Origin of the sequence: Leptospira montravelensis (assembly GCF_004770045.1) — a bacterium.
GTDB lineage: Bacteria > Spirochaetota > Leptospiria > Leptospirales > Leptospiraceae > Leptospira_A > Leptospira_A montravelensis.
On record NZ_RQFO01000016.1, the window covers coordinates 733,662 to 758,363 of the forward strand.

Annotated in this window: 25 protein-coding genes, 4 tRNA genes and 1 pseudogene; 19 read left to right on the top strand and 11 right to left on the bottom strand. The window is 38.2% G+C overall.

The genetic code is table 11. The features are described 5' to 3' along the window. Window position 1: 1 nt before the first annotated feature. Both acs and folE read right to left on the bottom strand, forming a co-directional pair. The gene (acs, locus tag EHQ31_RS13765) at window positions 2-1,966 is read right to left on the bottom strand and encodes an acetate--CoA ligase (protein WP_135572772.1); all 1,965 of its coding nucleotides are present in this window, start codon (window positions 1,964-1,966) and stop codon (window positions 2-4) included. A gap of 83 nt (window positions 1,967-2,049) precedes the next feature. Continuing rightward, a complete protein-coding gene (gene folE / locus EHQ31_RS13770) occupies window positions 2,050-2,622 on the bottom strand; it encodes a GTP cyclohydrolase I FolE (protein ID WP_276401133.1) in 573 nt (190 codons plus the stop codon). Between the two features lie 137 nt (window positions 2,623-2,759). Between folE and EHQ31_RS13775 the strand changes: the two genes are divergently transcribed. The 6 genes from EHQ31_RS13775 (at window position 2,760) to EHQ31_RS13800 (ending at window position 6,735) form a co-directional block, all read left to right on the top strand. Next, window positions 2,760-3,869: a glycosyltransferase family 4 protein gene (locus tag EHQ31_RS13775; protein ID WP_244247393.1), complete on the top strand. Its 1,110-nt coding sequence runs from the start codon at window positions 2,760-2,762 to the stop codon at window positions 3,867-3,869. 101 nt (window positions 3,870-3,970) lie between these two features. Next, window positions 3,971-4,162 carry a (2Fe-2S)-binding protein gene (locus tag EHQ31_RS13780; RefSeq protein ID WP_135572767.1) on the top strand — a complete coding sequence of 64 codons (192 nt, stop codon included), beginning with the start codon at window positions 3,971-3,973 and terminating at the stop codon, window positions 4,160-4,162. After that, window positions 4,140-4,613: a WbuC family cupin fold metalloprotein gene (locus EHQ31_RS13785; RefSeq protein WP_135572765.1), complete on the top strand. Its 474-nt coding sequence runs from the start codon at window positions 4,140-4,142 to the stop codon at window positions 4,611-4,613. Before EHQ31_RS13780 ends, EHQ31_RS13785 begins: the two co-directional genes overlap by 23 nt. Continuing rightward, the gene (locus EHQ31_RS13790) at window positions 4,610-5,626 is read left to right on the top strand and encodes a CE1 family esterase (protein WP_135572763.1); all 1,017 of its coding nucleotides are present in this window, start codon (window positions 4,610-4,612) and stop codon (window positions 5,624-5,626) included. Before EHQ31_RS13785 ends, EHQ31_RS13790 begins: the two co-directional genes overlap by 4 nt. Continuing rightward, window positions 5,607-6,485, top strand: coding sequence for an alpha/beta fold hydrolase (locus EHQ31_RS13795; protein ID WP_135572761.1), 879 nt, complete (start codon window positions 5,607-5,609; stop codon window positions 6,483-6,485). Before EHQ31_RS13790 ends, EHQ31_RS13795 begins: the two co-directional genes overlap by 20 nt. 49 nt (window positions 6,486-6,534) lie before the next feature. Continuing rightward, window positions 6,535-6,735 carry a YgaP family membrane protein gene (locus tag EHQ31_RS13800; RefSeq protein ID WP_135572759.1) on the top strand — a complete coding sequence of 67 codons (201 nt, stop codon included), beginning with the start codon at window positions 6,535-6,537 and terminating at the stop codon, window positions 6,733-6,735. Between the two features lie 60 nt (window positions 6,736-6,795). On the opposite strand, the gene EHQ31_RS13805 is transcribed toward EHQ31_RS13800, so the two are convergent. Continuing rightward, window positions 6,796-7,911, bottom strand: a complete 1,116-nt coding sequence (locus tag EHQ31_RS13805; RefSeq protein WP_135572757.1) for a class I SAM-dependent RNA methyltransferase — start codon at window positions 7,909-7,911, stop codon at window positions 6,796-6,798. 70 nt (window positions 7,912-7,981) lie between these two features. Here EHQ31_RS13805 and EHQ31_RS13810 point away from each other — a divergent pair. The 8 genes from EHQ31_RS13810 (at window position 7,982) to recR (ending at window position 11,915) form a co-directional block, all read left to right on the top strand. Further along, a tRNA-Ser gene (locus tag EHQ31_RS13810) sits at window positions 7,982-8,065 on the top strand. A 7-nt stretch (window positions 8,066-8,072) separates the two neighbouring features. Beyond that, window positions 8,073-8,159, top strand: a tRNA-Ser gene (locus EHQ31_RS13815). A gap of 392 nt (window positions 8,160-8,551) precedes the next feature. Next, window positions 8,552-8,625 (top strand) — tRNA-Arg (locus EHQ31_RS13820). A gap of 1 nt (window position 8,626) precedes the next feature. Continuing rightward, entirely contained in the window at window positions 8,627-9,067 is a 441-nt protein-coding gene (locus EHQ31_RS13825) for a nucleoside deaminase (protein WP_135572755.1), read from the top strand. A gap of 45 nt (window positions 9,068-9,112) precedes the next feature. After that, a tRNA-Ser gene (locus EHQ31_RS13830) sits at window positions 9,113-9,199 on the top strand. Between the two features lie 228 nt (window positions 9,200-9,427). Next, a complete protein-coding gene (dnaX, locus tag EHQ31_RS13835) occupies window positions 9,428-10,942 on the top strand; it encodes a DNA polymerase III subunit gamma/tau (RefSeq protein WP_135572753.1) in 1,515 nt (504 codons plus the stop codon). A gap of 21 nt (window positions 10,943-10,963) precedes the next feature. Then, window positions 10,964-11,329: a YbaB/EbfC family nucleoid-associated protein gene (locus EHQ31_RS13840; RefSeq protein ID WP_196795741.1), complete on the top strand. Its 366-nt coding sequence runs from the start codon at window positions 10,964-10,966 to the stop codon at window positions 11,327-11,329. Further along, complete coding sequence (recR, locus tag EHQ31_RS13845) at window positions 11,307-11,915, top strand: recombination mediator RecR (RefSeq protein WP_135572751.1); 609 nt, start codon at window positions 11,307-11,309, stop codon at window positions 11,913-11,915. Before EHQ31_RS13840 ends, recR begins: the two co-directional genes overlap by 23 nt. An 82-nt stretch (window positions 11,916-11,997) precedes the next feature. Here the strand turns inward: recR and EHQ31_RS13850 are convergent, their stop codons facing one another. The 5 genes from EHQ31_RS13850 to EHQ31_RS13870 form a co-directional block, all read right to left on the bottom strand. After that, entirely contained in the window at window positions 11,998-13,548 is a 1,551-nt protein-coding gene (locus EHQ31_RS13850) for an alginate export family protein (RefSeq protein WP_135572749.1), read from the bottom strand. 5 nt (window positions 13,549-13,553) lie between these two features. Further along, window positions 13,554-14,411: a substrate-binding periplasmic protein gene (locus EHQ31_RS13855; RefSeq protein ID WP_135572747.1), complete on the bottom strand. Its 858-nt coding sequence runs from the start codon at window positions 14,409-14,411 to the stop codon at window positions 13,554-13,556. A 42-nt stretch (window positions 14,412-14,453) separates the two neighbouring features. Then, a complete protein-coding gene (locus EHQ31_RS13860; RefSeq protein WP_244247401.1) occupies window positions 14,454-15,683 on the bottom strand; it encodes an OmpA family protein in 1,230 nt (409 codons plus the stop codon). 359 nt (window positions 15,684-16,042) lie between these two features. Then, a complete protein-coding gene (gene serS, locus EHQ31_RS13865; RefSeq protein ID WP_135572745.1) occupies window positions 16,043-17,299 on the bottom strand; it encodes a serine--tRNA ligase in 1,257 nt (418 codons plus the stop codon). Continuing rightward, complete coding sequence (locus tag EHQ31_RS13870) at window positions 17,292-18,101, bottom strand: TatD family hydrolase (RefSeq protein ID WP_208652776.1); 810 nt, start codon at window positions 18,099-18,101, stop codon at window positions 17,292-17,294. Before EHQ31_RS13870 ends, serS begins: the two co-directional genes overlap by 8 nt. Window positions 18,102-18,206: 105 nt before the next feature. On the opposite strand from EHQ31_RS13870, the gene EHQ31_RS13875 reads away from it, so the two are divergent. The 4 genes from EHQ31_RS13875 to EHQ31_RS13890 are packed head-to-tail and all read left to right on the top strand — an operon-like array spanning window position 18,207 to window position 21,859. Beyond that, window positions 18,207-19,196, top strand: a complete 990-nt coding sequence (locus tag EHQ31_RS13875) for a M23 family metallopeptidase (protein WP_100743673.1) — start codon at window positions 18,207-18,209, stop codon at window positions 19,194-19,196. Next, entirely contained in the window at window positions 19,196-19,549 is a 354-nt protein-coding gene (locus tag EHQ31_RS13880; RefSeq protein ID WP_002972551.1) for a bactofilin family protein, read from the top strand. The genes EHQ31_RS13875 and EHQ31_RS13880 overlap by 1 nt, the downstream gene beginning before the upstream one ends. A gap of 8 nt (window positions 19,550-19,557) precedes the next feature. After that, window positions 19,558-20,028: a YaaR family protein gene (locus EHQ31_RS13885; protein ID WP_135572742.1), complete on the top strand. Its 471-nt coding sequence runs from the start codon at window positions 19,558-19,560 to the stop codon at window positions 20,026-20,028. Window positions 20,029-20,032: 4 nt separating this feature from the next. Continuing rightward, complete coding sequence (locus EHQ31_RS13890; RefSeq protein WP_135572740.1) at window positions 20,033-21,859, top strand: ABC transporter transmembrane domain-containing protein; 1,827 nt, start codon at window positions 20,033-20,035, stop codon at window positions 21,857-21,859. Here the strand turns inward: EHQ31_RS13890 and EHQ31_RS13895 are convergent. The 3 genes from EHQ31_RS13895 to EHQ31_RS13905 are packed head-to-tail and all read right to left on the bottom strand — an operon-like array spanning window position 21,833 to window position 24,231. After that, window positions 21,833-22,729 carry a ParB/RepB/Spo0J family partition protein gene (locus tag EHQ31_RS13895; RefSeq protein ID WP_135572738.1) on the bottom strand — a complete coding sequence of 299 codons (897 nt, stop codon included), beginning with the start codon at window positions 22,727-22,729 and terminating at the stop codon, window positions 21,833-21,835. The two genes, EHQ31_RS13890 and EHQ31_RS13895, sit on opposite strands and share 27 nt — an antisense overlap. A gap of 4 nt (window positions 22,730-22,733) precedes the next feature. Beyond that, window positions 22,734-23,495: a ParA family protein gene (locus EHQ31_RS13900; protein WP_100743669.1), complete on the bottom strand. Its 762-nt coding sequence runs from the start codon at window positions 23,493-23,495 to the stop codon at window positions 22,734-22,736. Further along, window positions 23,488-24,231 carry an RsmG family class I SAM-dependent methyltransferase gene (locus EHQ31_RS13905; protein ID WP_135572736.1) on the bottom strand — a complete coding sequence of 248 codons (744 nt, stop codon included), beginning with the start codon at window positions 24,229-24,231 and terminating at the stop codon, window positions 23,488-23,490. Before EHQ31_RS13905 ends, EHQ31_RS13900 begins: the two co-directional genes overlap by 8 nt. Window positions 24,232-24,289: 58 nt before the next feature. Here EHQ31_RS13905 and EHQ31_RS13910 point away from each other — a divergent pair. Then, window positions 24,290-24,702, top strand: a pseudogene (locus tag EHQ31_RS13910) (hypothetical protein); the annotation flags it as partial.

Genomic DNA, 24,702 nt, shown 5'->3' on the forward strand with positions numbered 1-24,702 from the left:
CTTAACTGTGGAATTTTTTCTTATCGTCAATTAACGACTGTACCACGGATGGATCAGCGAGGGTACTGATATCTCCCAAAGTATCAAATTCGTTATTGGCAATTTTTCTTAAAATCCTACGCATGATTTTCCCTGATCTGGTTTTGGGAAGTCCCGGAGCCCAATGGATGACTTCTGGCCTTGCAATTTTACCAATCACCTTTTCGACCATGGCAATCAGTTCTTTTTTTAAGGCATCATTGGTTGTCACACCATGTTTCACAGTCACATAGGCATAAATTCCCTGACCTTTGATGTCATGTGGAAATCCGACAACCGCTGCTTCGGCAACTGATTTATGTTCAACAAGAGCACTCTCCACTTCTGCAGAACCAATTCTGTGTCCCGAAACATTCAGAACATCATCGACTCTTCCTGTTATGCGAAAGTATCCATCTTTGTCTTTATTGGCACCATCCCCTGTGAAGTAATACCCTTTGAATTGCGAAAAGTATGTATCAAAAAAACGTTTTGGATCTCCATACACACCTCGCATCATCGAAGGCCAAGGTTTTGCGATACATAGATTTCCAGAAATTTCTCCTTTGCCTTTGACTTCCACACCTTCGTTGTCCACGAGAACCGGTAGGATTCCATAAAATGGCCAACTTGCCGAACCAGGCTTTTGCGGGATGGCTCCAGGAACTCCAGAGATCATAATGGATCCGGTTTCTGTTTGCCACCAAGTATCCACAATTGGGCATTTTGATTTTCCAATATTCGTATGATACCATTCCCAAGCTTCTGGATTGATAGGCTCACCCACAGAACCAAGAAGACGCAACGAAGCGAGAGATCTTTTTTTAATAGGTTCAATTCCTTCTCGCATGAGTGCTCGGATGGCAGTTGGTGCTGTGTAAAATACTGTGACTTTGTATTTATCAATCACATCCCAAAAACGACCGGCATCAGGATAACTAGGAACCCCTTCAAACATTAGGGAAGTAGCACCATTGGACAAAGGTCCATAAAGAATGTAACTGTGTCCTGTGATCCATCCGATGTCTGCCGTACACCAGTAAGTATCTGTATCTTTATAATCAAAGATCGTAGCAAAGGTAAGATTGGCACCGAGTAGATATCCAGCTGTGGTATGAAGGACACCCTTTGGTTTTCCCGTAGATCCTGAAGTATAAAGAAGAAAAAGTGGATCTTCGGAATCCATGACCACAGGAGGGCATTCTTTTTTGATATCGGGTTCTTTCATCAGGTAGTGGTACCAGTGGTCTCTACCTTCTTTCCAATTTAAATTTCCTTCGTCTCCAGTTCGCTTAACAACGATTACGTCTTTGACTTTGTATTTACTATCTTCTAAAGCCACATCCACATTTTTTTTGAGTTCGACTGGTCTGCCACCGCGATACCCACCATCTGCAGTAATGACAAGTGTGGGTTTGCAGTCTTCAATCCGACCAAGTAGGGCTTCTGGTGAAAATCCACCAAACACAACAGAGTGTACTGCTCCAATTCGGGTACATGCAAGCGTAGTGATCGCAAGTTCCGGAATCATCGGGAGATAAATGAGGACTCTGTCCCCTTTTTTTACATTAAACTTCTTTAGAACGTTTGCAAAATGATTCACTTCGCGGTGGAGGTCATGGTAGGTAAGGACTTTGGATTCATCAGGGTTGTCTCCTTCCCAAATGAGAGCCGCTTTGTTTTTTAAAGGAGAATCTAAATGTCTGTCTAAACAATTATAGGATACATTGAGTTTCCCGCCAACAAACCATTCTACTTTTGCTTTGGCAAAATCGTGTTTGAGAACCTTGGTCCATTTTTTAAACCAAGTTAGGCGTTTGGCTTGTTCGGCCCAAAACTTTTCCGGTTTTTCTATCGATTCTTTGTATTTGGTTTTGTATTCTTTTAAACTAACGTTTGCTAATTTAGCGAAGTCTTTGGACGGTGCCACGATTCTTTCTTTCGGCATAGATTCCCTCTAAAGAAAGAATGCTGAACTTTTTTTTAGAAAAGTCCAGCATGAATCTGAAAAATTGGATTTAAAAATTGAACTTAATGCGAGCCGGTTCGGATCAAATCCAAAAATTCGCTGCGAGTCGTTGGATCTGTTTTGAATAGACCAAGTAGGCTAGAAGTAAATAGTTCTGAGTTTTGTTTTTCCACTCCACGCATCATCATACATAGATGTTTGGCTTTGATGACAACACCCACACCAAGCGGATCTAAGGTTTCTTGGATGGCCTGGGCAATTTGGTCAGTGAGTCGTTCTTGCACTTGCAGACGACGAGCAAACACATCAACAATTCTTGGAATTTTACTAATTCCTATGATTTTTTTATTGGGAATGTATGCCACATGAGCCCTTCCATAAAAAGGAAGTAAGTGGTGTTCACACAAAGAATACATTTCAATATCGCGAACCAAAACCATACCTGTAGTGTTTTCTTCAAAGATCGCACCATTCACAATTTGGTTCAAATCAGCTTTATAACCACTGGTCAAAAAGTCATAAGCCTTCTTCACTCGATTAGGCGTTTTCACAAGACCTTCTCGCGAGGGATCTTCACCAATTTGTTTTAGGATTTCTTCGATTAAGTTTTCCATTCGATTCCTTTTGACAGATATGTTCCTGGTGTTCTGATCCTGCCTTCCAAATTATGAATGCAGAATATTTACTAGTAATTTGACTAGACTTGACTTATCGGGAAAAGATACATTTCCTTTTTTTTTAAATTAATTCTAAAGGACATAATCAAATCAGAATGCGGATTAAAATTGGATACGATGCACGGATGATTGAAAACTCTGGGATTGGGATTCGGATCCAACATATTTTGAAATTTTGGCCCATTTCTACAAAGATTGCCGATTTATATATTTTTGGTGATCCCATTGTTTTAAAAAAATACGACCTTCCGAAACACGCGGAAATCATAGAATACAAAACAAATATCTATTCCCCTAAGGAATTTTTAGGTCATTCCAGAATGGCCGAAATGGATCTTTTAGATATCCCTCATTTTAATATTCCCTTTCCATACATTCGTAAATGCATAGTTACCATTCATGATCTCATTCCTTATCATTTTAAGGCAGCACATAGTTCTCTCGTCAAACGAGTGTATATGCAAATTGTATTTCGTTGGATCAAATGGTTTGCTCGGAAAATCATTACGGTTTCAGAGTATACAAAAGAAGATTTGGTAAAATGTTTTGGATATCCGAGAGAAAAAATTTCTGTTGTTTATAACGGAATCGATTTACAAAACTTTTCAAAACAAACACCGTCAAAAGTTTCTCAATTTATCAAAAAACACAAACTTCCCCAATCTTATTTATTCACTGTAGGAATTGGAAAAACTCACAAAAACTTTCCGTTTTTATTATCCAATTTAGAAAAACTTTGGAACCAACAAAAACTATCTTTGCCTTTAGTAGTTGGCGGTCTTAAGGAAGAAATCCCGGAAGATTTTTTAGTAATCCAAAGGAAACATCCAAACAAAATTTATTTTTTATCTCACTTGCCTTACTCAGAACTTCCACTGGCTTACCAGGCTGCAAAGGTATTTCTCTATCCGTCCTTATTTGAGGGGTTTGGATTTCCTGTTTTAGAAGCCCAGAGCGTGGGGACTCCCGTTTTTTCCTCTAACGCCAGTGTATTGCCAGAAGTCCTTGGAAATGGGTATGAGGCCTTTGATCCAAAAGATTCCGATTCCTTCCAAAACAAATTGCTTATCTTACTAAAAGATTCTAAAAGACTCAGTCAGTTGAAAGTTTTAGGAGAAAAAAATGCCAAACGATTCTTATGGACATCGGCGATCGATTCTCTAAAGCAAGTTTACAACACCATTCTCGAACAAAAAACCCGATAAAATTCCGGGGGCTTTCACGGTTTTGCGAAATTTTCCAAACTTGAGCCAAAAAAAAATTCTTGTCGTACTATTTGGATACTTAGAGACTGATTCTCAGAACCATGATCAAGTGTCACTGTGCAGAAGTTTTCTTTGAATCTATCTTAAATGTTGTCAAAGAATCCAATCGCCCTATACTAGAAGTAGCCCGCGAGATGGGAGCGGCTGATACTTGTACGGCTTGTGTTCCGGATATGTTAGCCTTCATCGAGCAGGAATTGGAAGGTCAACTTGCAGGAAATACAACTCATTGATTCCGACTTAATCGGAAACCTCGTCAAAAAAGCGCAAAACGCAGAAAGAAAACGTACCAACCACAACTTCCATGAACAAAAGGAAGTGTACCAAAGATTCTTAAACGTTCTTTCAAAAAACACCTACATTCCACCTCACAGACATTTGTCGGATCCAAAACCAGAAACTTTTGTCATCCTCGAAGGGGAAATCGGATTTTTAATTTTCCATGAGAATGGGGAAATTAAAGAAGCACATAAACTTTCATCCAAAGGTCCAAAACGTGGTATCGACCTGCAGCCAGGTGTTTGGCATAGTTTGGTTTGTTTGTCAGAAACAGCCGTTTGTTTTGAAGGAAAGTCTGGTCCTTATGATCCGACAGTTGATAAGGAATTTCATCCAAAATATCCGCTGGAAAGTGATCCTAAGTTTTCAGAAACCATCAAATCCTTTGAATCACTATTTCTATGAATTGGATTTCTGTTCCAAATCAGTTATACCTAACTTTATTTATGGTGTCATTTTCCTTCTTTTGTAAATCGCTGCCATCGATTGTTCCTGTTAAAGAACACAAACAACAATCGATTTCTTCAGATGGAATCATACGTTCTTTTCGATATTACATCCCTAAACAATTTAAAGAAGATAAATTACCCGTCATTTTTATTCTGCATGGTGGCGGAGGAAGTGGTGAGGGTATGATTTATCTTTCTCGAATGTCGGAAAAAGCAGAGGAATATGGATTTATTGCAGTATACCCTGATGGTTACGCAAACCGTTGGAATGACGGAAGAAAAATTCCACATTCATTAACTGATAAAAGAAATACCAAAGATGTAGATTTTTTTCGCGATATGGTTCGCCATTTGGATTCTGAATATCCCATAGACCACAATCGGATTCATGCAGTTGGAATTTCCAACGGCGGATTTATGACACAGCGTTTGTTATGCGAGGCTCCCGATTTATTTAGTTCGGGTTATTCCGTAGCAGCAGTAACATCACGTGGATTAAAAGAAATTTGTTATCCTCCTCCGCAAAAATCAATTGGATTCATAATGGGAATGTCCGATGACGTGGTTCCCTACCAAGGGGGAACTGTTTCGATTCCTACTGATCCAAACAACCAGTCACAAAGAATTGCAGCTGGAGATGTTCTTTCTTATTTAGAATCTTTAGAATACTGGACTTCCAGTTTGTCCTGCAAAGAAGAATCAAAATCCAAAAAAAGACATTTAAATAAATTTTGGAAAAGAGACATACAATACACTAAATTCACTGATTGTTCTAGTGACCAGATTGTGGAAGGGTATTTGATCCCCGGTGGAGGACATATTTGGCCAAATGGTTTTTATTACCAAAATGAAAAACAATATGGCTACTTAAGTAAGGACTTGGATACAAGAGAGATTGTGATACAATTCTTTCGAACGACATATAAAAAAGATAAGTTGGTAAACAATAATGCACCATTCGGAAATTAGAAATTCATCCACTGTATTTACCACCTTAGAAACAGGGACAGGTGATCCTGTTCTTTTCCTACATGGATTTCCTGATAATTATAAAACCTTTGCTCCTATTATGGAATCCATTGGAAAAAAAGGATTTCATTGTATCGCTCCAGTTATGCGAGGATATGAACCATCTACGATTTCGCATTCTCAAAAGTTACACGTCGTTGATTTAGTGCAAGACATCTTAGGTTGGATGGAAGACCGACGTTGGGAACAAGTGCATTTGGTTGGTCACAATTGGGGGGCAGTGATTGCCTTTGCCGCCGGAATGTATTATCCGAATCGTATTAAATCCATCACAAGTCTTGGAGTACCACTCCTTCGCACCTACCAAGATTCCTTTTTTTGGGCTCCACAACAGACCATTCATTCTTGGTATGTTTTACTATTCCAAATTCCTTTTTTGGCAGAACTGACTATTCGATCTAACGACTTTGCTTTGGTGGATTTTTTATGGAAGGATTGGTCACCTGGATATACACCAAACCAAGACCACTTAGCAGAGATTAAATCTAACTTTCAAAATCCAGGTATTTTATCTTCTGCACTTGCCTATTACCGTAATTTAAATGATCTTTTTACTGAATCAGGTAGAGAAAGTATTTTAGGAATTTTAGATTCGCAAATTAACGTCCCAAGTCAAATTTTGTACGGATTAAACGATGGTTGTTTTCATAAAAATCTTTTTGAACATCTTTTAGATGAAACAGACTTTCCTTGTGGGTTTCGCAAAATTGGTTTCGATCATGCAGGACATTTCTTACATTGGGAAAAAAGAGAAGAAGTGGCAAAGTCGATTTTAGAATGGTTACAAAAAAATAAATAATTGAATCCATCTCTTTTCCTTCGTCAAACATTCTTTAAGGAGATTGAATATGTTTCAGAATATGGGTCTTTATGACAGAATCATTCGAGTGGTCGTGGGTTTGGTATTAGGTGGTCTCTATCTGACTGGAGTTGTAGAAGGAACAACGGCTTTGGTTCTTCTCATTATCGGACTTGTGATGATTGCCACTTCTGCTATCGGATTTTGTCCAGCTTACCTTCCTTTTAAAATTACTACAAAAGAAAAATAAGAATCACAGAAAGTGATGCAAAACCAACTCACAGATTTTATTTGGGAGTTGGTTTATTTATTATTTTTTTAAACGCACTAGAACTTCATAGTGTTGGGTTCTGGGAAAAAAATCAAATAAACCCATGTAATCCAATTGATAACCTAGCTTCTCCAACCTCACGATATCTCGTTTCAAAGTACTTGGATTACAACTTGAATAAATAATTTGTTTCGGTGAAAACAGAGCAGCTGATTCTATGATTCCTTCCGAAAGACCGGCTCTCGGCGGATTCACAATCCAGATAGGAATCTTTGCTGTATGTTTCGGTAAATGTTTTTGGTATAAATCACTCACTTCATATTCAAACTGGAGTGCATTGTTGGTCTTTGCATTTTCTTTGGCATACTTAATGCTTTTTTCGTGAGATTCCATTCCATACAATGAGGCAATTTTCTCGCGAATGGAAATTCCAATAGTCCCACAACCACAGAATAATTCCAAAATTTGAGCTGAATCCGGTAAGAGAGATTTGATTTTCTCAAGCCAAGGTTCTAACAGAAACCTGTTGATTTGAAAAAAACCACGTTCGGGAACCTTGAGTTTTGAATTAAACACATTGATTTCTGTCTGGTCTCTTTCATAATTTACCACCGATTTGGAAGAAAGCCGTAGTTGGATGGATTTTTGTTTGGCGACAGATTTTCTAATTCCTTGTGGAATATCAGCCCATAACAATCGTTTATCGACGGTTTTACAGACAGATTGAGATTCGTTTACAATCCGATGGCTATTTTTTGCAAAATATCCAATTTCTTTACCGTTCGATTGCCACTGCACATTGTTTCGGTATTCGTTCTCTGGACCTTTGACTACTTCAAGTTTCCCTTTCCATTCTGGAAACATCCCTTCTAAAAGTGAAGTTTTGATTTTGATTTCATCTTGGTAGGGAATATGTCGGTAACTGCAACCTCCGCACTCCATAAAAACAGAACAATCAGATGGGATTCTCGTTTCTGCTGGTTCAAATACTTCCGAAACAGTTCCAAACCACTCTTTGTTTCCGGTCTTATAAAGACTTATGTCTACTGTTTCGCCAGGAATTCCACCCTCAACAAAGACAGCATGACCCTCATGGTGTGTTAAACAAAAGCCACCATTCACCCACTTTTCTAGTTTTATACGCAACTTTTCCATTCTCTAGAACCATTCATAGAATATTCAATTGACACTGCACTCGCATTTAACATAACGGATAGGTACTCTTGGAGAAGTGGCTGAGTGGTCTAAAGCAGCGGTCTTGAAAACCGTCGTGGTAATCCCACCGTGGGTTCGAATCCTACCTTCTCCGAGTCGCTGGAGACGTGCCTGAGTGGCCGAAAGGAGCGGTTTGCTAAACCGTCGTACGAGCAATCGTACCCAGGGTTCGAATCCCTGCGTCTCCGTTGATACTGCCATGAATACCGCCCAAATCAAAGAAAAAATCCAGAAAATTAAAGCTTACTTACTCACCGAGGAAGCTGCAAAAATTTTTGCTGTTTTACCTTTGTATTTTTCTTGGGTTCCTGTATTTACCTGGAAACGAAGTGTTCCTGAATTTGTGACGGTTTGTTTGTATTCTGCAGTTAATACTTGTTTGTTCTTACTGATCCTTCTCTTCGCGCAAGTTGTATCGGCCTTGCCCTTTGTTGGGCTTTATTTGGCTGCAACCATCCACTTACTTTCTATACTACTTTATCTAGGAATTTCTGGATTTTTGATTTACTCCATCCGCTTTAAAAAAAGCATAGAGATACCCGTTCTTTTGGACTGGGTAAAAATGCTTCAAGCATTCATTGCGCCCATAGCTCAACTGGATAGAGTATCTGACTACGGATCAGAAGGTTAGAGGTTCAAATCCTCTTGGGCGCACGTGGAAGCATTCGACTCGTTTCTAAAACGATACTCGGATGCGGTTTCCAACCATCCTAACGAAATTCCCTCCTATTCAGAAATCATCACAAAAGACGGACAAGTTGTTTCCGCTGCTTTTAATTCCGTAGAACAAACATTAAATCCCACAAAACACAGTGAAATTTTAGCAATGGAAGATGCCCTTTCCAAAACGGAAGGTCGTTATCTCACAGACCATATTTTAATTACGGCTCTTGAGCCATGTTTACTTTGTGCTGGTGCGATTTTACGAATGAAAATTCCGGAAGTGGTATATTTTGTTCCTGCAAAACCGGGTGAAGGTATTTCTTCCTATACTACCGAATCCATTTATTTATTGAATCACTTTCCCAAATGCACTCTCATCCCAAGATCCCACATAAAATTCGAATTTCTGAGTTTTTTCAAAGAGAAAAGGTAGAATTCTAAGGACGGTTTCTTTTTATGGAAGCCAGTAGAAACCATTGGAGAGATGTCAGAGTGGTCTATTGTGCATGCTTGGAAAGCATGTGTGCCAAAAGCACCCCGGGTTCGAATCCCGGTCTCTCCGCCAGGTTCTACACCATTTTCTTCCCATCCTAAGTTCGATTTCCACTCTGATTCGAACTAATGGAAAAACTCTCCCAGTTTTTACTTTAGATTTCTTAAACTTTCCTTTTCCCATTTCACAGGAAAATATCCATATCCTTCATAAATATTTCATTGCCTCCAACATACGAACTTCCAAGATCAAAGTGATTCACAAATTTTCTTTTTCTTATCTTTTGAAATACGGACTTCCATGAGCGAAAACCACCAAGTACTCTTTCGAAAATATAGACCCCAATTCTTTCGCGATGTAATTTACCAAGACCTTGCTGTTGGTTCCTTACAAAATGCATTCAAATCGAAAAAGATTGGTCATGCCTATATTTTTATTGGCCCTCGTGGTGTTGGTAAAACAACCATTGCTAGAATTTTAGCCAAACGGCTGAATTGTGAACGCCCAGATGGGGTAGAGCCATGTAACGAATGTACTTCTTGTTTAGAGATCACAAAAGGTAATTCGAATGATGTATTTGAAATTGATGCCGCTTCCAATAGCGGTGTGGATAATATCCGCGAGTTACGTGAAAACGTAAAATTCAATGCAATGGGCGGAAAGTATCGCGTTTATATTTTAGATGAAGTTCACATGCTCAGTGGAGCTGCTTTTAATGCTCTCCTCAAAACATTAGAAGAACCTCCAGCCCACGTAGTTTTTATTCTAGCAACGACTGAGTATCATAAAATTCCAGAAACCATCCTTTCTCGTTGCCAAGACTTTCATTTTAGAAAAGTACCTGTCACCGTTTTACAAAACTATATAGAAACACTCTGTGAAAAAGAAAACCTAAAGTATGATTCTGAAGGTTTGTTCTGGATCGCAAAAAAAGGAGACGGCTCAGTAAGAGATACACTTTCTTTTATGGAACAAGCCGTTATTTTTACAGATGGCAATCTAACAGGTGTAAAACTCAGAAAAATGATAGGGTATCATGGAATTGATACTTTTACGGATTTTTTAAACCAATTACTTGATTCCTCACAAAGTGCACAAATTTTTGAAACACTTGAAAATCTTTTCCAAGCAGGAATCGATCTTGGAAAATTTGTTTGGGATTTTATCGAGTTTTTGAATTCTTTACTCCTCATCAAAGACAACTTAGCAGATAGAGAATCGATTAATATCCCCCAAGAAGACCTACAAAAGTTAAAACAAAATTATCGAGAACTGGATCGTGAGGTTTTAGTTTTACTCGCAGAACGTATTTTTTCCATACACGAAAAATTGAATCTAATGAAACTAAGAAGCTCTTATGAAATGAAAGTTTATTTAGAAATTCAATTTCGAAAATTGATTTTGGACAGAGAAAAGCCAAGTGTATCAGGACTTTTAGCAAAAATATCAGAACTCACAAAACTAGTACAAGGTGATATTTCTCATATTCCAGATCATTTAGAATCTCCAAAAAAAGTGATCCCAACCACTGGTGCTACACAAAAACAAGAACCAGTAACGAATCCACAACCAGGATTAGCAAAAACAAGTTCGGAAAAACCTATAGAAAATCGGGAATCGGTAACAAAACCTCCTTCACAGTCAAAAACAAATTTGGATGTGGAGAGAAATCAGTCTTCGGAAGAAAAACCGAATTCTCCTAAACCAACAACCTCAAGTCCTTCAAGTTCGGCTAGTCCAGAAGATATGGAAAAACTTTTGAAAGAAAAATTTTCTGGGATGGAAGTTGATCCCAACCAATTTAAGAATTTATAAGTCCAAAAGGTACGTATGGGAATTTTTGATCAAATGAAACAAATGCGAGAAGCTTTCTCGCAGCTAGGCAATATCAAAGAAAAACAAGAGGAACTCTCTAAACGGCTCGCACAGATTCGAGTCACAGCGTCTGCCGGTGCCGGCATGGTGGAAGTGACTGCTTCGGCAGATGGAACACTTACGAATTTAAATATAAATCCAATTATGTTTAATGCAGATGATAAAAAGATGTTAGAAGATCTTATTCTTTCTGCTACGAATGAAGTACAAAGAAAAGCCAAAGAAACAATGGCCCATGAAATGAAAAATGTACTCGGTTTTAATCCTAGCGACTTCGAAGGTGTATTCAACCAAATCCAAAAGGATGGAGGGTTTCCTCCTGTCTGATCCACAATTTCAAAAACTAATTCAATCCTTCTCAAGCTTACCTGGAATTGGTAAAAAAAGTGCTACAAGAATTGGATTTCATATTTTGCGAATGGATCCTTCTACATTTCGTGCTTGGTTGTCAAACATCGAAGAGGCTAAAGCAAAACTTCGATTTTGCGACGAATGCGGTGGGCTTACTGAAGATCCAGTTTGTTCGATTTGTTTGTCTGATAGACGGGACAATAAAATTCTCTGCGTTGTAGAACAACCGGAGGATATTTTCTTTATCGAAAATACAAAAGAATATATTGGAAAATATCATGTACTCAATGGAGCTATTTCCCCATTAGATGGTATTGGACCTGATCAACTAAGAATTCGTCAGCTGCTACATAGATTGGAAGATGGCAGGGTGCAAGAAGTTTTAATCGCGACCAACCCAACACTCGAAGGAGATGCAACTGCTTCTTATCTTTCGACAGTAATTAAGCCAATGGAAATAAAAATCACAAGAATTGCGCATGGGATTACTATTGGTGGTACTTTAGAGTATTCCGATCAATATACCTTGGGAAAAGCCATTAAGTCTAGATTGACTCTTTAATTGTCAGTATGTCCCATACCTTTTGAATCGAACACGAAAGGTATTTTGATATTTTACTTTTATTATAATACCATTGATTCTACTAAAACCGATGTTCGAATACGATAAATCCTTCTCGTAAGACTCGACCATATTTAGAATCTAACAACACAAATAAAGCATCCCCAGCTACAAAGTAACCGGAACGAAATATAATTTGAAAATCTGCAGTCACATTATAACGAATGTTAAAATTGTATTCCATTCCCATATAAGTGGATGTTCTGTATCCATTGAGTTCACTAAATTCTCTATTGATACGAATTTCCGGTGATTTTGTTGCCCACAACTGATAGTAACCTAAAGTAAACTGATAAGGTCCAAATGCAATAATGTTCGAATATAATCCATATTCATTTAATCCAGAAAAACTAGATCCATTAAATAATGCATAACCACCAGTGAAGTCTGTTGCAATGTTGGAAATCGAAAAACCTGGTGCTAATGTTCTATATCCATTTCCTTTTAAATTTGCTTCATTTCCTTTTTCATCATAACCAGGTCTTCCTGTTGTCCCTAGAGCAATTAAATTAAAATTTAAAGACTCACTCCAACGATAAGTAAATTGAAAATCATACATTCCACCTTTGATAAAATATCTCTGCGTATTATTATAAATAGTAATATCATTTGTATCATTGACTGGTCGTAATTTTTTAACTGTTCCTGTATTTAAGATTCCATGTACGATAAAGGAAAATTTTTGAAAATTAAATTCATTATGCATTCCATACCATGCAAGTCTTGCTGTTTCATTATCTGACTTATCATTATCATCTAAAAAATAGGCGTAAACTTCATTGCGAATATTTCGAAAATATTCAAATTTCAACCGATTATAATAAATATTGGATGTTTGATAGTTTTTATCTGCAAAACCATTTTTATCCACATCCATAAAACTTTGATCGCGTGCTCTTAAAATTCCTCCTTCTAAGGATAGTCTTAGAAATTGAAAATTTTTAAGAATACTCACACCTGTTCCAGTTGAAAATAAAACACGACCTTGCGCGGAACTAAAAAGTTGCTGACCAACTTTTATAAAAAGCCCTGACTCAGGAATTCTAAAATTAAGATATAAAAAGTTAGTTTGAACGTTAACTGCAGCGGTTCTACCTCTTTCACCACCGGAGCCAGGACCAACTAAACCTGGATCAAAACCATCTGGACCCGTTGCTCTAAGACCTTTGCCTCCAAAGGGAATATCACCAACTTGCATTCCCCAAATTCCTTCTACATACTTATTTGCAGAAAAACTCATATTGTATAAAAAACGAGAATCGTAATAACTCACGTCCTCTTTTTTACGTGTAATTTGACTTGGCAATCCTTGTTGTCTTCTTTGTAGATCCGATTGAATGGTATCTTGTTCCTTCCCTTGACGTTCTGAATTTTCCTTTTCTAAATTTGTAATTGGTGTTACAGGAGTTTTTCTTTCTAATAAAACATCTCTACCTACATTTGTCGCACGAACACGGAAAGATCCGTTGAAATTCATAAAAGATCTTTGTGATTCTTCCTCTTGCGCAGTCAAAACACTGCAAGGAATTACAAAAAAAACAAAACTATAAAAAAATAAACTTCGTAGCGACATTGAATTTATTCTTTTTTGACCCACTGGTTAGATTTAAAATATTTATTTATCAAACCTTGGATTTTACCCGTACGTTTTAATTCTTTTATAAAGAAATTTAAATTATAAAGAAATTCAACATCTCTTCTTGCTGTTGCCATACTGATATGATCCTCTTGAACCACGCCCAAAATTGGCAAATAATTTGCTCTTAATGATGAATCTTTTTGTAGCAGCGCTTGTATATAAAAAGAGTCGGCAACAAATGCATTTACATTGTTTTTCTTTAATTCATTTAAAGCAGCTTCATTCGTAAAATAAGAAAAAATTTGAGCTTTTGGAAAAGCATCTCTTAAAAATAAATGATTTGAACTATTGGCCAAAACCGAATATGAAATTCCAGTAATGTTTGTTAGATCGTTTAAGTTACGGAACAATTGTACGGTTACAATTTGACCTTCTGGTTCTGGCGGTAAAGCTGTACGGTTTACGAGAGCTGCTGGTGTAGATATTAAATAAGGATCTGTAAAATAAACATCTTTAAAGCGATTTATGGAAGATGAAATTCCAGCAATTGCAATTTGTGTATCTCCTTTTTCTAACATTCGAGCATGTTGGTCAAAAGTACGAAGGGGAATAATTTTTAAATCTACATCAAGAAATTTTGCATATTCTTGTGCTAACTCAACATCTAAACCTGGAAAGTTAGGATTTGGATTCTCTATATAGAATGGATCATAGAATTCATTTACAGAAACCGTTAATGTTTTTGTTTTTCTAATTTTTTCTAAAACTTGACTAGGTTCCCCGAAAATAGAAACCGAAATAGAAAAGACTAAAAAGGTGAATATATAAACGTATTGGATCCTTTGAAGAGACAACATCCCCATTACCTTTTCTCTGGAAATAGATACGGCAAGGAAAAATTAAGGATCTGTTATCACAAATTCGGTTCGGCGATTTTTTTTAGAGGAGACTTCATCAGTACCTTGAACCATCGGTTGAGTTGGCCCTTTTCCCTCGGTCAAAAGTCGTTTTGAATCTACACCTTTAGAGACTAAATATTGTTTAACGGAATCGGCCCTTTCTTTCGAAAGGACCATATTGTCCTCAAAGTTTCCTGTTAAATCGGTATGGCCTATAATTTTCATTTTTTTCTCAGAGTTTTCATGTAAATAATCAACTATAGCATCCAAAGGAACAGATGATTCAGGTTTCAAAACTGATGATGCTCTTTCAAAATATACGGAATCCAATGAGATCTTTTTTGATTCTTCTAATTTCTTTTGTACTATGTTTTCTTGTTTTGGAATCGATGCGGTGAAAAGATCGAAAGATCTACCTTCCACTCTCCTGCAAAATAAGAATGTTTTTTTGACCTGTTGAAAAACAATATAGGCTTCATCTTCGTTTGAGTTAATAGGTGCACCTAAATTTTCAATATCCTTAAAAGTTTCCCCTTCGATTTTAGCCATATATAAATCAAAACCGCCGAAACCACCAGGTCGATTGGAAGAGAAGAAAAGAATCGTTCCATCATCATTAAAGGCAGCGGCGATTGTCGCATAATTATCATTAATTGGTGAAGGAAGAAGTTTCGGCATAGACCATTTCTCTCCTTTAAATTGGCTATAGTATACTTTTGCTAGATTTGGTTTCCCAAATGGATACCTTGTAAAAAGTAAAGTATCACCGAGTAAATGCGGATTTTCTTCTATTTCCTCTGTGTTGATTGGACTTGGCAATGCCACAGGTTTACTCCAATTTTTTCCATTCCAATTTGAAACATACAAATCACGAGAAATCCCTACTTTCCCATCGGGTAACATTACTTCTACGGAACCGTCACGGTTGGATGACAAAAGTAAAGTTTTTCCATCTCGTGAGATAAAGGGACTTTGGTCATCAAATGGAGAATTTAAAACATCTGCTTCTTCTGGATAATCCCAAGTTCCATCCTTTTTGCGATCAGATTTAAATATTTCCGTATAACCACGATTAGTTCGTTTAGAATAAAAATATAAAGTTTTTGCATCCGGAGTCATAGTTGGACCAAATTCTTGGAATTCCGTATTGATTGGACCCTGGATAGGAGCTACAACCAAACTTGGTTCGCTAGGTTCCACTTGAGCCGCTATTGGTAGGGAGAAAAACATCCAAAAAGAGAGAATGATGATTTGGTTTGTATTTTTAAAATTCATTAATGTCTGAATAATCCAAGTTATACCTTGGATTATGACTTTGGAAATAAGCGCATCACGCATAATTCCTAAAAGTTTTTGGGAATGGAAAAGGAGAGGAAATTGAAACTGGAGATATCCGCTCTTCGCATAACTGCCATTTATTGTGTTTTCTCCGTGGGGTACGTAATCCCCAGAGCAAAGCAAGTATCTGCATTGCGCATAAACACCCAGCTTGACAAATACTGATTGACGTAAGTTTATTTTTTTATTCTCAAATCGCTGAAATATAAGAGAGAAGGGCATTTGACACCTCGGTCATCTGCCCTAAATTTCTATCGAATGTATGGTTTCAATACATCCGGAATTTGGAAGGTTCCATCAGCTGATTGGTAGTTTTCGATCACTGCAGCGAGTGTTCGACCGATCGCAAGACCGGAACCATTCAGAGTATGGACGAGCAGGTTTTTTCCTTCCTTTGACTTGTATCGAATTTTTCCCCGTCTTGCTTGATAGTCTTTGAAGTTAGAAACAGAGGAAATTTCCATAAAACGACCAAGTCCTGGCATCCAAACTTCGATATCGTAAGTTTTAGAAGATGCACTAGACATATCCTTGCTGCAAAGTAACATCACACGGTAGGGAAGTTTTAACTTTTGCAGAATGGATTCGGCATCTTGTAACATCTTTTCGTGTTCGTTTTGCGAAGTTTCAGGCTCTACAAACTTCACAAGTTCCACTTTTTGAAATTGGTGTACTCGCACAAGACCACGTGTATCCCGACCGTAAGATCCGGCTTCTCTACGAAAACAGGAAGTGTGAGCGCATACAGAAATGGGTAATTCTTTTTCCGATATAATTTCATCCCGGTAATAATTGGTTAAAGGAACTTCTGCGGTTGGAATCAAATTGAGTCCGTCTTTTTCTAATCGGTAAAAATCTTCTGCAAACTTAGGAAGTTGGCCTGTGGCCGTCATCGACTCATCGTTTACAAGGACCGGTACCCACATCTCTTCGTATCCATTTTCAGAAGTATGGGTATCAAGCATTAGATTCATGAGTGCTCTTTCTAATTTGGCACCAAGTCCCCGGTATGTGTAAAATCTAGCACCAGAAAGTTTTACGCCGCGTTCGAAGTCAAAGATACCCAAAGCCTCCCCAATATCAAAATGAGTTTTGGCCTCAAACGAAAGTTTAGGAACATCTCCCCACTGGCGCACGAGAACATTATCCGCTTCTGATTTTCCTTCAGGAACAGATGGATCGAGCAAGTTCGGAAGTCCTAAATTTAGATCATGCAAAGATTCTTCTTCTTTTGTAAGTTCTTCTTCGATTGCTTTGATTCGATCACCAACACCCTTCATCGAAGCGGAAATTTCTGTGATATCTTTTCCTTGTGATTTTTGAATTCCAATTTCTTTGGAAACTCGATTCCTTTCTGCACGAAGGTCTTCCACTTCTAATTTCAACCTTCTTTGTTTTTCAGATACAGATTTAATTTTAGCTTCAATGTCTGTAGAAGTAACACCTCGTTTTTGTAAGGTGGAAAGTAACTCTTCAGGGTTTTGAACAATACGGTTGATATCAAGCATGGTGATAAGCCTTTCTTTGTGTGAATTTTAGTGAATTTTGATAAATGCGATCTGCTACTTCTGCATTGGTTTCTGTTCGTAAAGAAAACATTTTCTCAAGGACAAATGGTAAATGGGATGAATCATTTCGTTTGCCTCTATGTGGCATTGGCGATAAAAAGGGAGCATCTGTTTCAATCAGAATGGTTTCCAAAGGAATCTTACGTGCTGCTTCTTGGATGTCCGTTGCCGATTTAAAAGTAACAATTCCAGAAAAAGAAACATAGTATCCTAAATCCACAAACTGTTTGGCTGCTTCATAATCATAAGTGAAACAATGAATCACTCCAAAGGCTTTTGATTTATATTCTTTCAACGCTTCGTACGTATCTTCAAAAGCATCACGTGAATGAATCACAACTGGTAGTTTGTATTCAGAAGAAAAATCTAAAAATTTACGTAACACTTCATTCTGCTCGGATCTTGTGCTCGCATCATGATACAGATCGACACCAATCTCACCAATCGCAGAAAATTTGGAATCGTTCATTCGGGATTTTGCTAAATCTAAAATTTGATCTGCATTAGGGAATTCATGAGTTTCCGTCGGATGGCAACCTATCGAATAGAAAATTTCTAAATCATCTTTGGAATGAGTTTCTGAAATACGGACAGCTTCGATAGAACTTGGCAAATCAATCCCGATTTGAACCATCCGGTCTACTCCAGCCGTTCGGGATTTCGCCAGAGTTTCTTCAATCTCTTGGCCTTGTTCCCGAATTATGTCTAAGTGGCAATGAGTGTCAATGGTTGAATATCCCATAAATAGCAAGATTTGTAATTTCCACTGGATGAAAATGAAAATTCAATCGAAAGATATAGTGGGTGCGATAAGTTTTGTTTAAATAGTCGAAGGCCTAAAAAGAACGTGGAAGCAAAACAAAGACTACATTTAATTTTTTACCGATTAAGGTATAAAGTCCAGGAATGGAAGCTTAAGTTATCCCAACGTTACGAGGATCTGGATAAAAAAGGTCGGGAACGTCTGACAATTATGGTCATTCCTCACACCGATCGCAAAACCATTAACTTTGTTATTTCTTACAAAGCCATTTCTATTTTCATCGGGATCATGGTAGTGCTTCTTGTGATCAGCGCTGTGAATGTTCTTTCTCATAGTGGATCCATCCACCAACTCACAGAACTCAATTTAACAAACAAAGACTTTATCAGACAATCTTCCAAGATGAAAGAAGAGGTAAACTCTCTTCATGAAACCATCCAATATTATTATGAAAGAATTTCTAACCTCTATATCAAACTCGGCGGCGATCCTTCACGCGTTTCCAAAGGGATGGGTGGACAAGCAGGACAATTCCTCGCATTACAAGGAACACCACAGTCCGACATCACAGACGAATCCTTTCGCATCAAAGAAGACATTCATAATCTAAAATTATCCTCTGAACTTTCTGAAGAGATTATCAAACTCATCAAAAAAAGAAAAAGTATCATTCGTAACACTCCCTCCATTTGGCCAACAAAAGGTTATGTGTTATTTCCTTTTGGAAAATACATTTCTCCTGTGACTGGAAAAGAAGAAATCAATAGAGGACTAGACATTGGATCTTTTCCTGGTGCGGAAGTCATTGCAACGGCTCCCGGAATTGTTTTTGATACTGGTTATTCGCCAGCAACCGGATATTATGTAAAATTATCACATCGATTTGGATGGAAAACAATCTACTCCAACCTCGATAGAATTCGTGTTAAGAAAAATGAAAAACTCTCCAAGGGTGACATCTTAGGTTATGTTGGAAAATCACCAGAAAATCCGATTTACCATCTTCATTATGAAGTACATGTTGGTACCCAAGCGTTGAATCCGTTTTCGTTTCTCAACCAAATTCAAGAATAATGTCCAATCCATCTACAGAAGAAGAATTTTTAGTTAATAGCATCATTGGAGAAGGCGCCGAGTTTGTCGGTGAATTCAAATTTCCTGGCCTCATTCGTATCGATGGAAAATTTCGTGGAGTCCTCGAAACAACCGGAAAGGTACTTATAGGAAAATCCGGAATCGTCGATACAGATATCAAAGCACGAGTGGTTGTTGCCGGTGGAGAAATTCGCGGGAACATCTATGCAACAGAACGAGTTACATTACTTTCTAGCTGTCGATTGGAAGGAGACATTGTCACTCCTCGCCTCATCGTAGAAGAAGGTGTAGTGTTTCACGGAAAATGCACAATTAATCCCACTCGTCATTAGGCGGGTTTATGATCATCCAAAACAACAATCCTAAGTCGGTATCTACACCGACCAAAAAAGGATCCAAAGATAAACTCTCAGGTTCGTTTGCACCAGTGGATGAATCCAAACAAAGTTTTTTAGAAATTTTAGAATCCATCGTTCCTGCCGGAAAAGAAGAAACCAGAGAACTAAACGAACTTTGGAAAGATTTGCCCGATTTGGAAAAGGAACTCATCAAAGATCCGAACCACAAAAACCTCGAATCCTACAAAAAACACATCAAACAAATTGCCGAACTCATCCTCAAAAAAAACTACAAAGTCATGCAAGCCCCACAGCGCGGACGAAATGACCAAAAAGACGTACGTTATGTAAAGGTTGTGGATGAAAAACTGGATCTTTTGGCAAAAACTATGTTTTCACCCAATAACAGTGCTTTCGTGATTTTGAAACAATTAGATGAAATCAGAGGTCTATTGATTGATCTAAAAGGATAATTCTTTGCAAACACCTGACCGACCTAAGTCAAAAAATCTCCGCGTCCTTTCTAAAACTTTTTCTTATTTAAAACCATACAGATTCCAAATGACCCTTTCTTCCCTGGCTCTCCTTTTTACAGCCGGAGTGACTTTGGGACTAGGGCAAGGATTACGCCATTTAGTGGATGCAGGATTTTCAGCCAGATCCAAACAAGAATTAGGTTACTCACTTGCCTTTATCATTCTAGTGGGAATTTTTCTTGCGATAGGAACTTACATTCGACATTACACAGTTTCATGGATCGGCGAACGTGTTGCCTCGGACATTCGAAGGGATGTATTCAAACATATCATCTTCATCCATCCCAGTTTTTTTGAAATGAATTCTCCTGGTGAAATCCAATCGCGGATTACAACCGATACAACACTCATCCAAACTGTAATCGGATCTTCTGCCTCCATTGCCCTTCGTAATGTTTTGATGTTTGTGGGAGGAATCATTTTTCTTTTTATCACCAATGCAAAACTCACTATGATTGTGTTACTGAGTGTTCCTTTCATCGTTTTCCCGATTTTGTTCTATGGAAAAAAAGTGAGAAATTTGTCTCGAACCACTCAAGACAAAATCGCAAGCATTGGAACTTATGTAAGTGAATCCCTTCTCAATATAAAAATTCTCCAGTCCTTCCACCACCAAGAAGAAGACATTGAAAAATTTTCGCACACTGTCGAAGGAGCATTCGATGTGGCAGTCGCTCGCATCAAACAAAGAGCACTTCTGATTGCGGCTGTCATTTTATTCATCCTTACAGGAATCAGTGTGATGTTATGGATTGGTGGGACAGATGTACTCGAAGGAAAAATTACCGGAGGGGAACTCATCGCATTTTCTTTTTATGCGATCATGGTTGCAAACAGTGTCGGTGCTGTTTCAGAAGTTCTCGGTGATTTACAGAGAGCAGCCGGTGCTACCGAACGATTGATGGAACTGCTTTTATCGGAATCAGAAATCAAAGATCCAGAATTTCCAAAACCAATCACCGAAGTATTCCATCCAAATGAGGGGAATGGAACTCTATCTCTTAATGGTTCCAGTCAAAAGAAGGGACTAAAAATCAATTTAGATCATTTGGAATTTTCGTATCCATCTCGTCCGGAACACAAAGCCATTCGCGGAATTGATTTAGAAATTCCTGCCAACAAAACCACAGCTCTTGTTGGTCCCTCCGGTGGTGGAAAGAGTACACTCTTTGAACTCATCCTTAGGTTCTACGATCCCACAGCCGGAAAGATTTCCATCGAAGGTGTTGATCTCAAAGAATTAACTTTAAAGGATTTGAGATCTCTCATTGGATTTGTTCCCCAACAACCCATTCTCTTTAGTGGAACATTACGTGAGAACATTGCTTATGGAAAACCAAATGCAAGTTTTGAAGAAATCGAAAAGGCAGCAGCCAACGCCTATGTCACAGAGTTTTTAAATCAACTTCCTGATGGATACGATACTAACTTGGGACATTTAGGAACTAGACTTTCCGGTGGACAAAAACAAAGGATCGCGATTGCAAGAGCCATCCTTCGCAACCCAAGAATTCTTTTACTAGATGAAGCGACATCCGCTCTCGATTCGGAATCAGAACAAATGATCCAACGTGCTTTGGATTTTTTAGTGAAAGAAAGGACTACGATAATGATTGCTCATAGGCTTTCCACAGTTGTGAAATCGGATCAGATTGTTGTGATTAAAGAAGGGGAGATTGAGTCCGTCGGAACCCATGACGAACTCATTCGAAAAAGTGAATTGTATGAACGTTTGGCGAAACTACAGTTTCACACCGAGCTGCTCTAAAATCCTTTCCATGTCATTTAGGTTGGCGTAAGAAAAAACAATTTTCCCTTTTCCATTCGTTTCATTGTGGGCGACTTCCACTTTAGAACTATATTTGTTTCTGAGTTTGGATTCCAATTTTACAATACTCGCATCTCGTTTATCAGCACCAAAAGATGTGGGTTTGGATTTTTTATCCGGATGCAAAAGATTAGAAACAAAGTTCTCAACCTCGCGAACATTCCAACCTTCCGCGATCACTTTCTGACCCACTTCCAATTGTTTTTTAGGATCGGGAATTGAGAGAAGAGGGCGGGCCTGTCCTTCCGAAAGTTTTCCTTCCTTCACTAAGTCTTGTAACAATTTAGGAAGAGAGAGAAGACGAATTAAGTTAGAAATGGTAGCTCTGTTTTTTCCCACACGAGTGGCAAGATCAGTTACCTTTAACCCTCGTTTGTCGATAATGGCTTGGTAGGCCAAAGCCTCATCCATTGGATTTAGGTTTTCTCTTTGGATGTTTTCAATGAGGGCAAGTTCCATCATATCTGCTTCTGAAAGATCACGAACAATGGCAGGAATTTTTGCGAAACCTGCAAGTTTGCAAGCGCGTAATCTTCTTTCTCCCGCCACCAAAAGAAATCCAGAACCCGAAGGATTCTTTTGTACAACGATCGGTTGGATCACTCCATGTTCCACGATGGTATTAGATAACTCTTGGATGGAGGCATCTGAAAATTGTTTTCTTGGTTGGTGTGGGTTCGGTAAAATTTCTGTGACTTTAATTTCTCTTAGTCCAGTTTGTTCGTCTTTAGAAATCTCAACGTTGTTTTCATTTACAGGAATTAAATTCCCAAGTCCTCTTCCTAAAACCTTTCCTTTGCCGAGTGCCATAACGTTATGCCTTCCCTACAATTTCTTCCGCTAAACTTTTATAACTTTTTGCACCCACACCATCTGGATCATAGTAGTTGATCGGTTTTCCAAAAGAGGGGGCTTCTGACAATTTTACATTTCTGGGAATAACAGTTTCATAAACTTTCTCTTTGAAATAGTTGCGAACATCTTCAGCAACTTGGTTTGCTAAGTTGGTTCGTTTGTCGTACATCGTGAGAAGTACTCCCTCGAGTGCGAGGGATGGATTCCATTGTGACTGCACGAGAGAAATAATTCGCATGAGCTGTGAGAGTCCTTCGAGAGCAAAGTATTCTGTTTGCAAAGTAATCATCACGGATTGAGAAGCACAGAGAGCATTGATGGTAAGAACACCGAGAGAAGGTGGACAATCGATTAGAATATAATCATAAGATTCTTTCACAGATGCCAAAGCATCTTTCAATTTGAATTCCTTTCTTTCCATTCCAAGAAAATCCACTTCCAAACCGGAGAGGTTGATGTTGGAAGGAATGATATCCAAATTGTTTACGAAAGTTTTTTGAACCGCTTCTCTTGCAGAGAGTTCACCAATCAAAACTTCGTAAGTAGTTTTTTGTAAGGACTGCACTTCCAACCCAAGTCCGGAACCTGAGTTGCCTTGCGGATCGATATCAAGGAGCAAAACTTTTTTTCCCAAATCAACAAGATTGGATGCCAAGTTTATCGCTGTTGTCGTTTTACCGACTCCACCTTTTTGATTACTGATAGAAACAATTTTACCCATTCTTGCTTTTCGTCTCCTTTACGATTTCTTTCCAGTCGCGGGGGAATCCCTTTTTGGGAAGGGAATTCTTTTGTAGTATTTTTATATGTCTCTTTCCCACAAACTCTAATTCAGGAATGGGAATTTCTTTTTTCATAAAGAACCCATTGTTGCTAAGGACTTCTGTTTCTTTATCCAAATCTTGGTAGGGTTGCGCAAGGAAGGGACATAAGATTCCTTTTTGTTTTACCATTCGTGTCGTGACTTCTGCAATGTAGGGATAAGGAACCATTGCTCTCGAAGTGACTACATCAAAATTAGAATTAATTTCTTCTGTCCGCGCGTAGATAAACTCCACTCGCTTTTTGACTTTGGAAAGACTTCCCGTTTCGATTTCTGTTTCAAGAAGTGCGAGTTTCCGCTTTTGAGAATCCACGAGAAAAACATGCGGCGCTTTTTTTAAGAGAGCAAAAAGAAAACCGGGAAGACCTGGCCCTGTTCCTACATCGGCGACATTTGTTTCACGTGAAACATATCCGGTAACTTTCAGTTTCCAAACAAAGATCAAAGATTCAATAATATGTCTCTCTAGAATCTTCTCTGAATCATTTCGAGAAAAGAATCCTCCTTTCTCGTTGTCTCGTTTTAGAAACTCATAAAAGTTTTTCACTAGTTCCCAATCAAACTCTGGCTCTAGCTTGGGGAATAGGTCAGGGATGATGGCTTGGATTTCTTCTTGGATGGTTTTTTCTGACATAATCGTATTATCGTTTTAAATGAATTCGCCGATGTCTCCTGTAGGAGAACTCTTTTCCATGATTCGAATCATTAGTTTTTTAATCATCCTTTCCTTTCCTATTTTAGGTTACACACCAGGCAAGTGGTCCCACAAAGATGCTTACTTGTTTAAAAAAGTTAAAAAAGTTCCGAACAAAGAAATCGTTCGTAACGGCGAAGGTCAGGTTGTTTATGTCGCAGAATACGAATACAACAGTGACGGAAAATTAATCACAGAAACTTATTCTGATAAAGAGGGGAAGGGTGACGGCAAAACAACCTTCCGCTATACAGATGGTTTGCTCTCGAGTGAAGAAGTTTATGACAACGGTGGTCATCTAGTCGAACGAAAGGATTTCCAATTCAAGGGTCGTGCTTTGAAAAAGATGAATGTAAAAGATGGAGAAGGAAGACTGCTCATTGTTTATTCCATCGAGAGTGATGGTGAAGG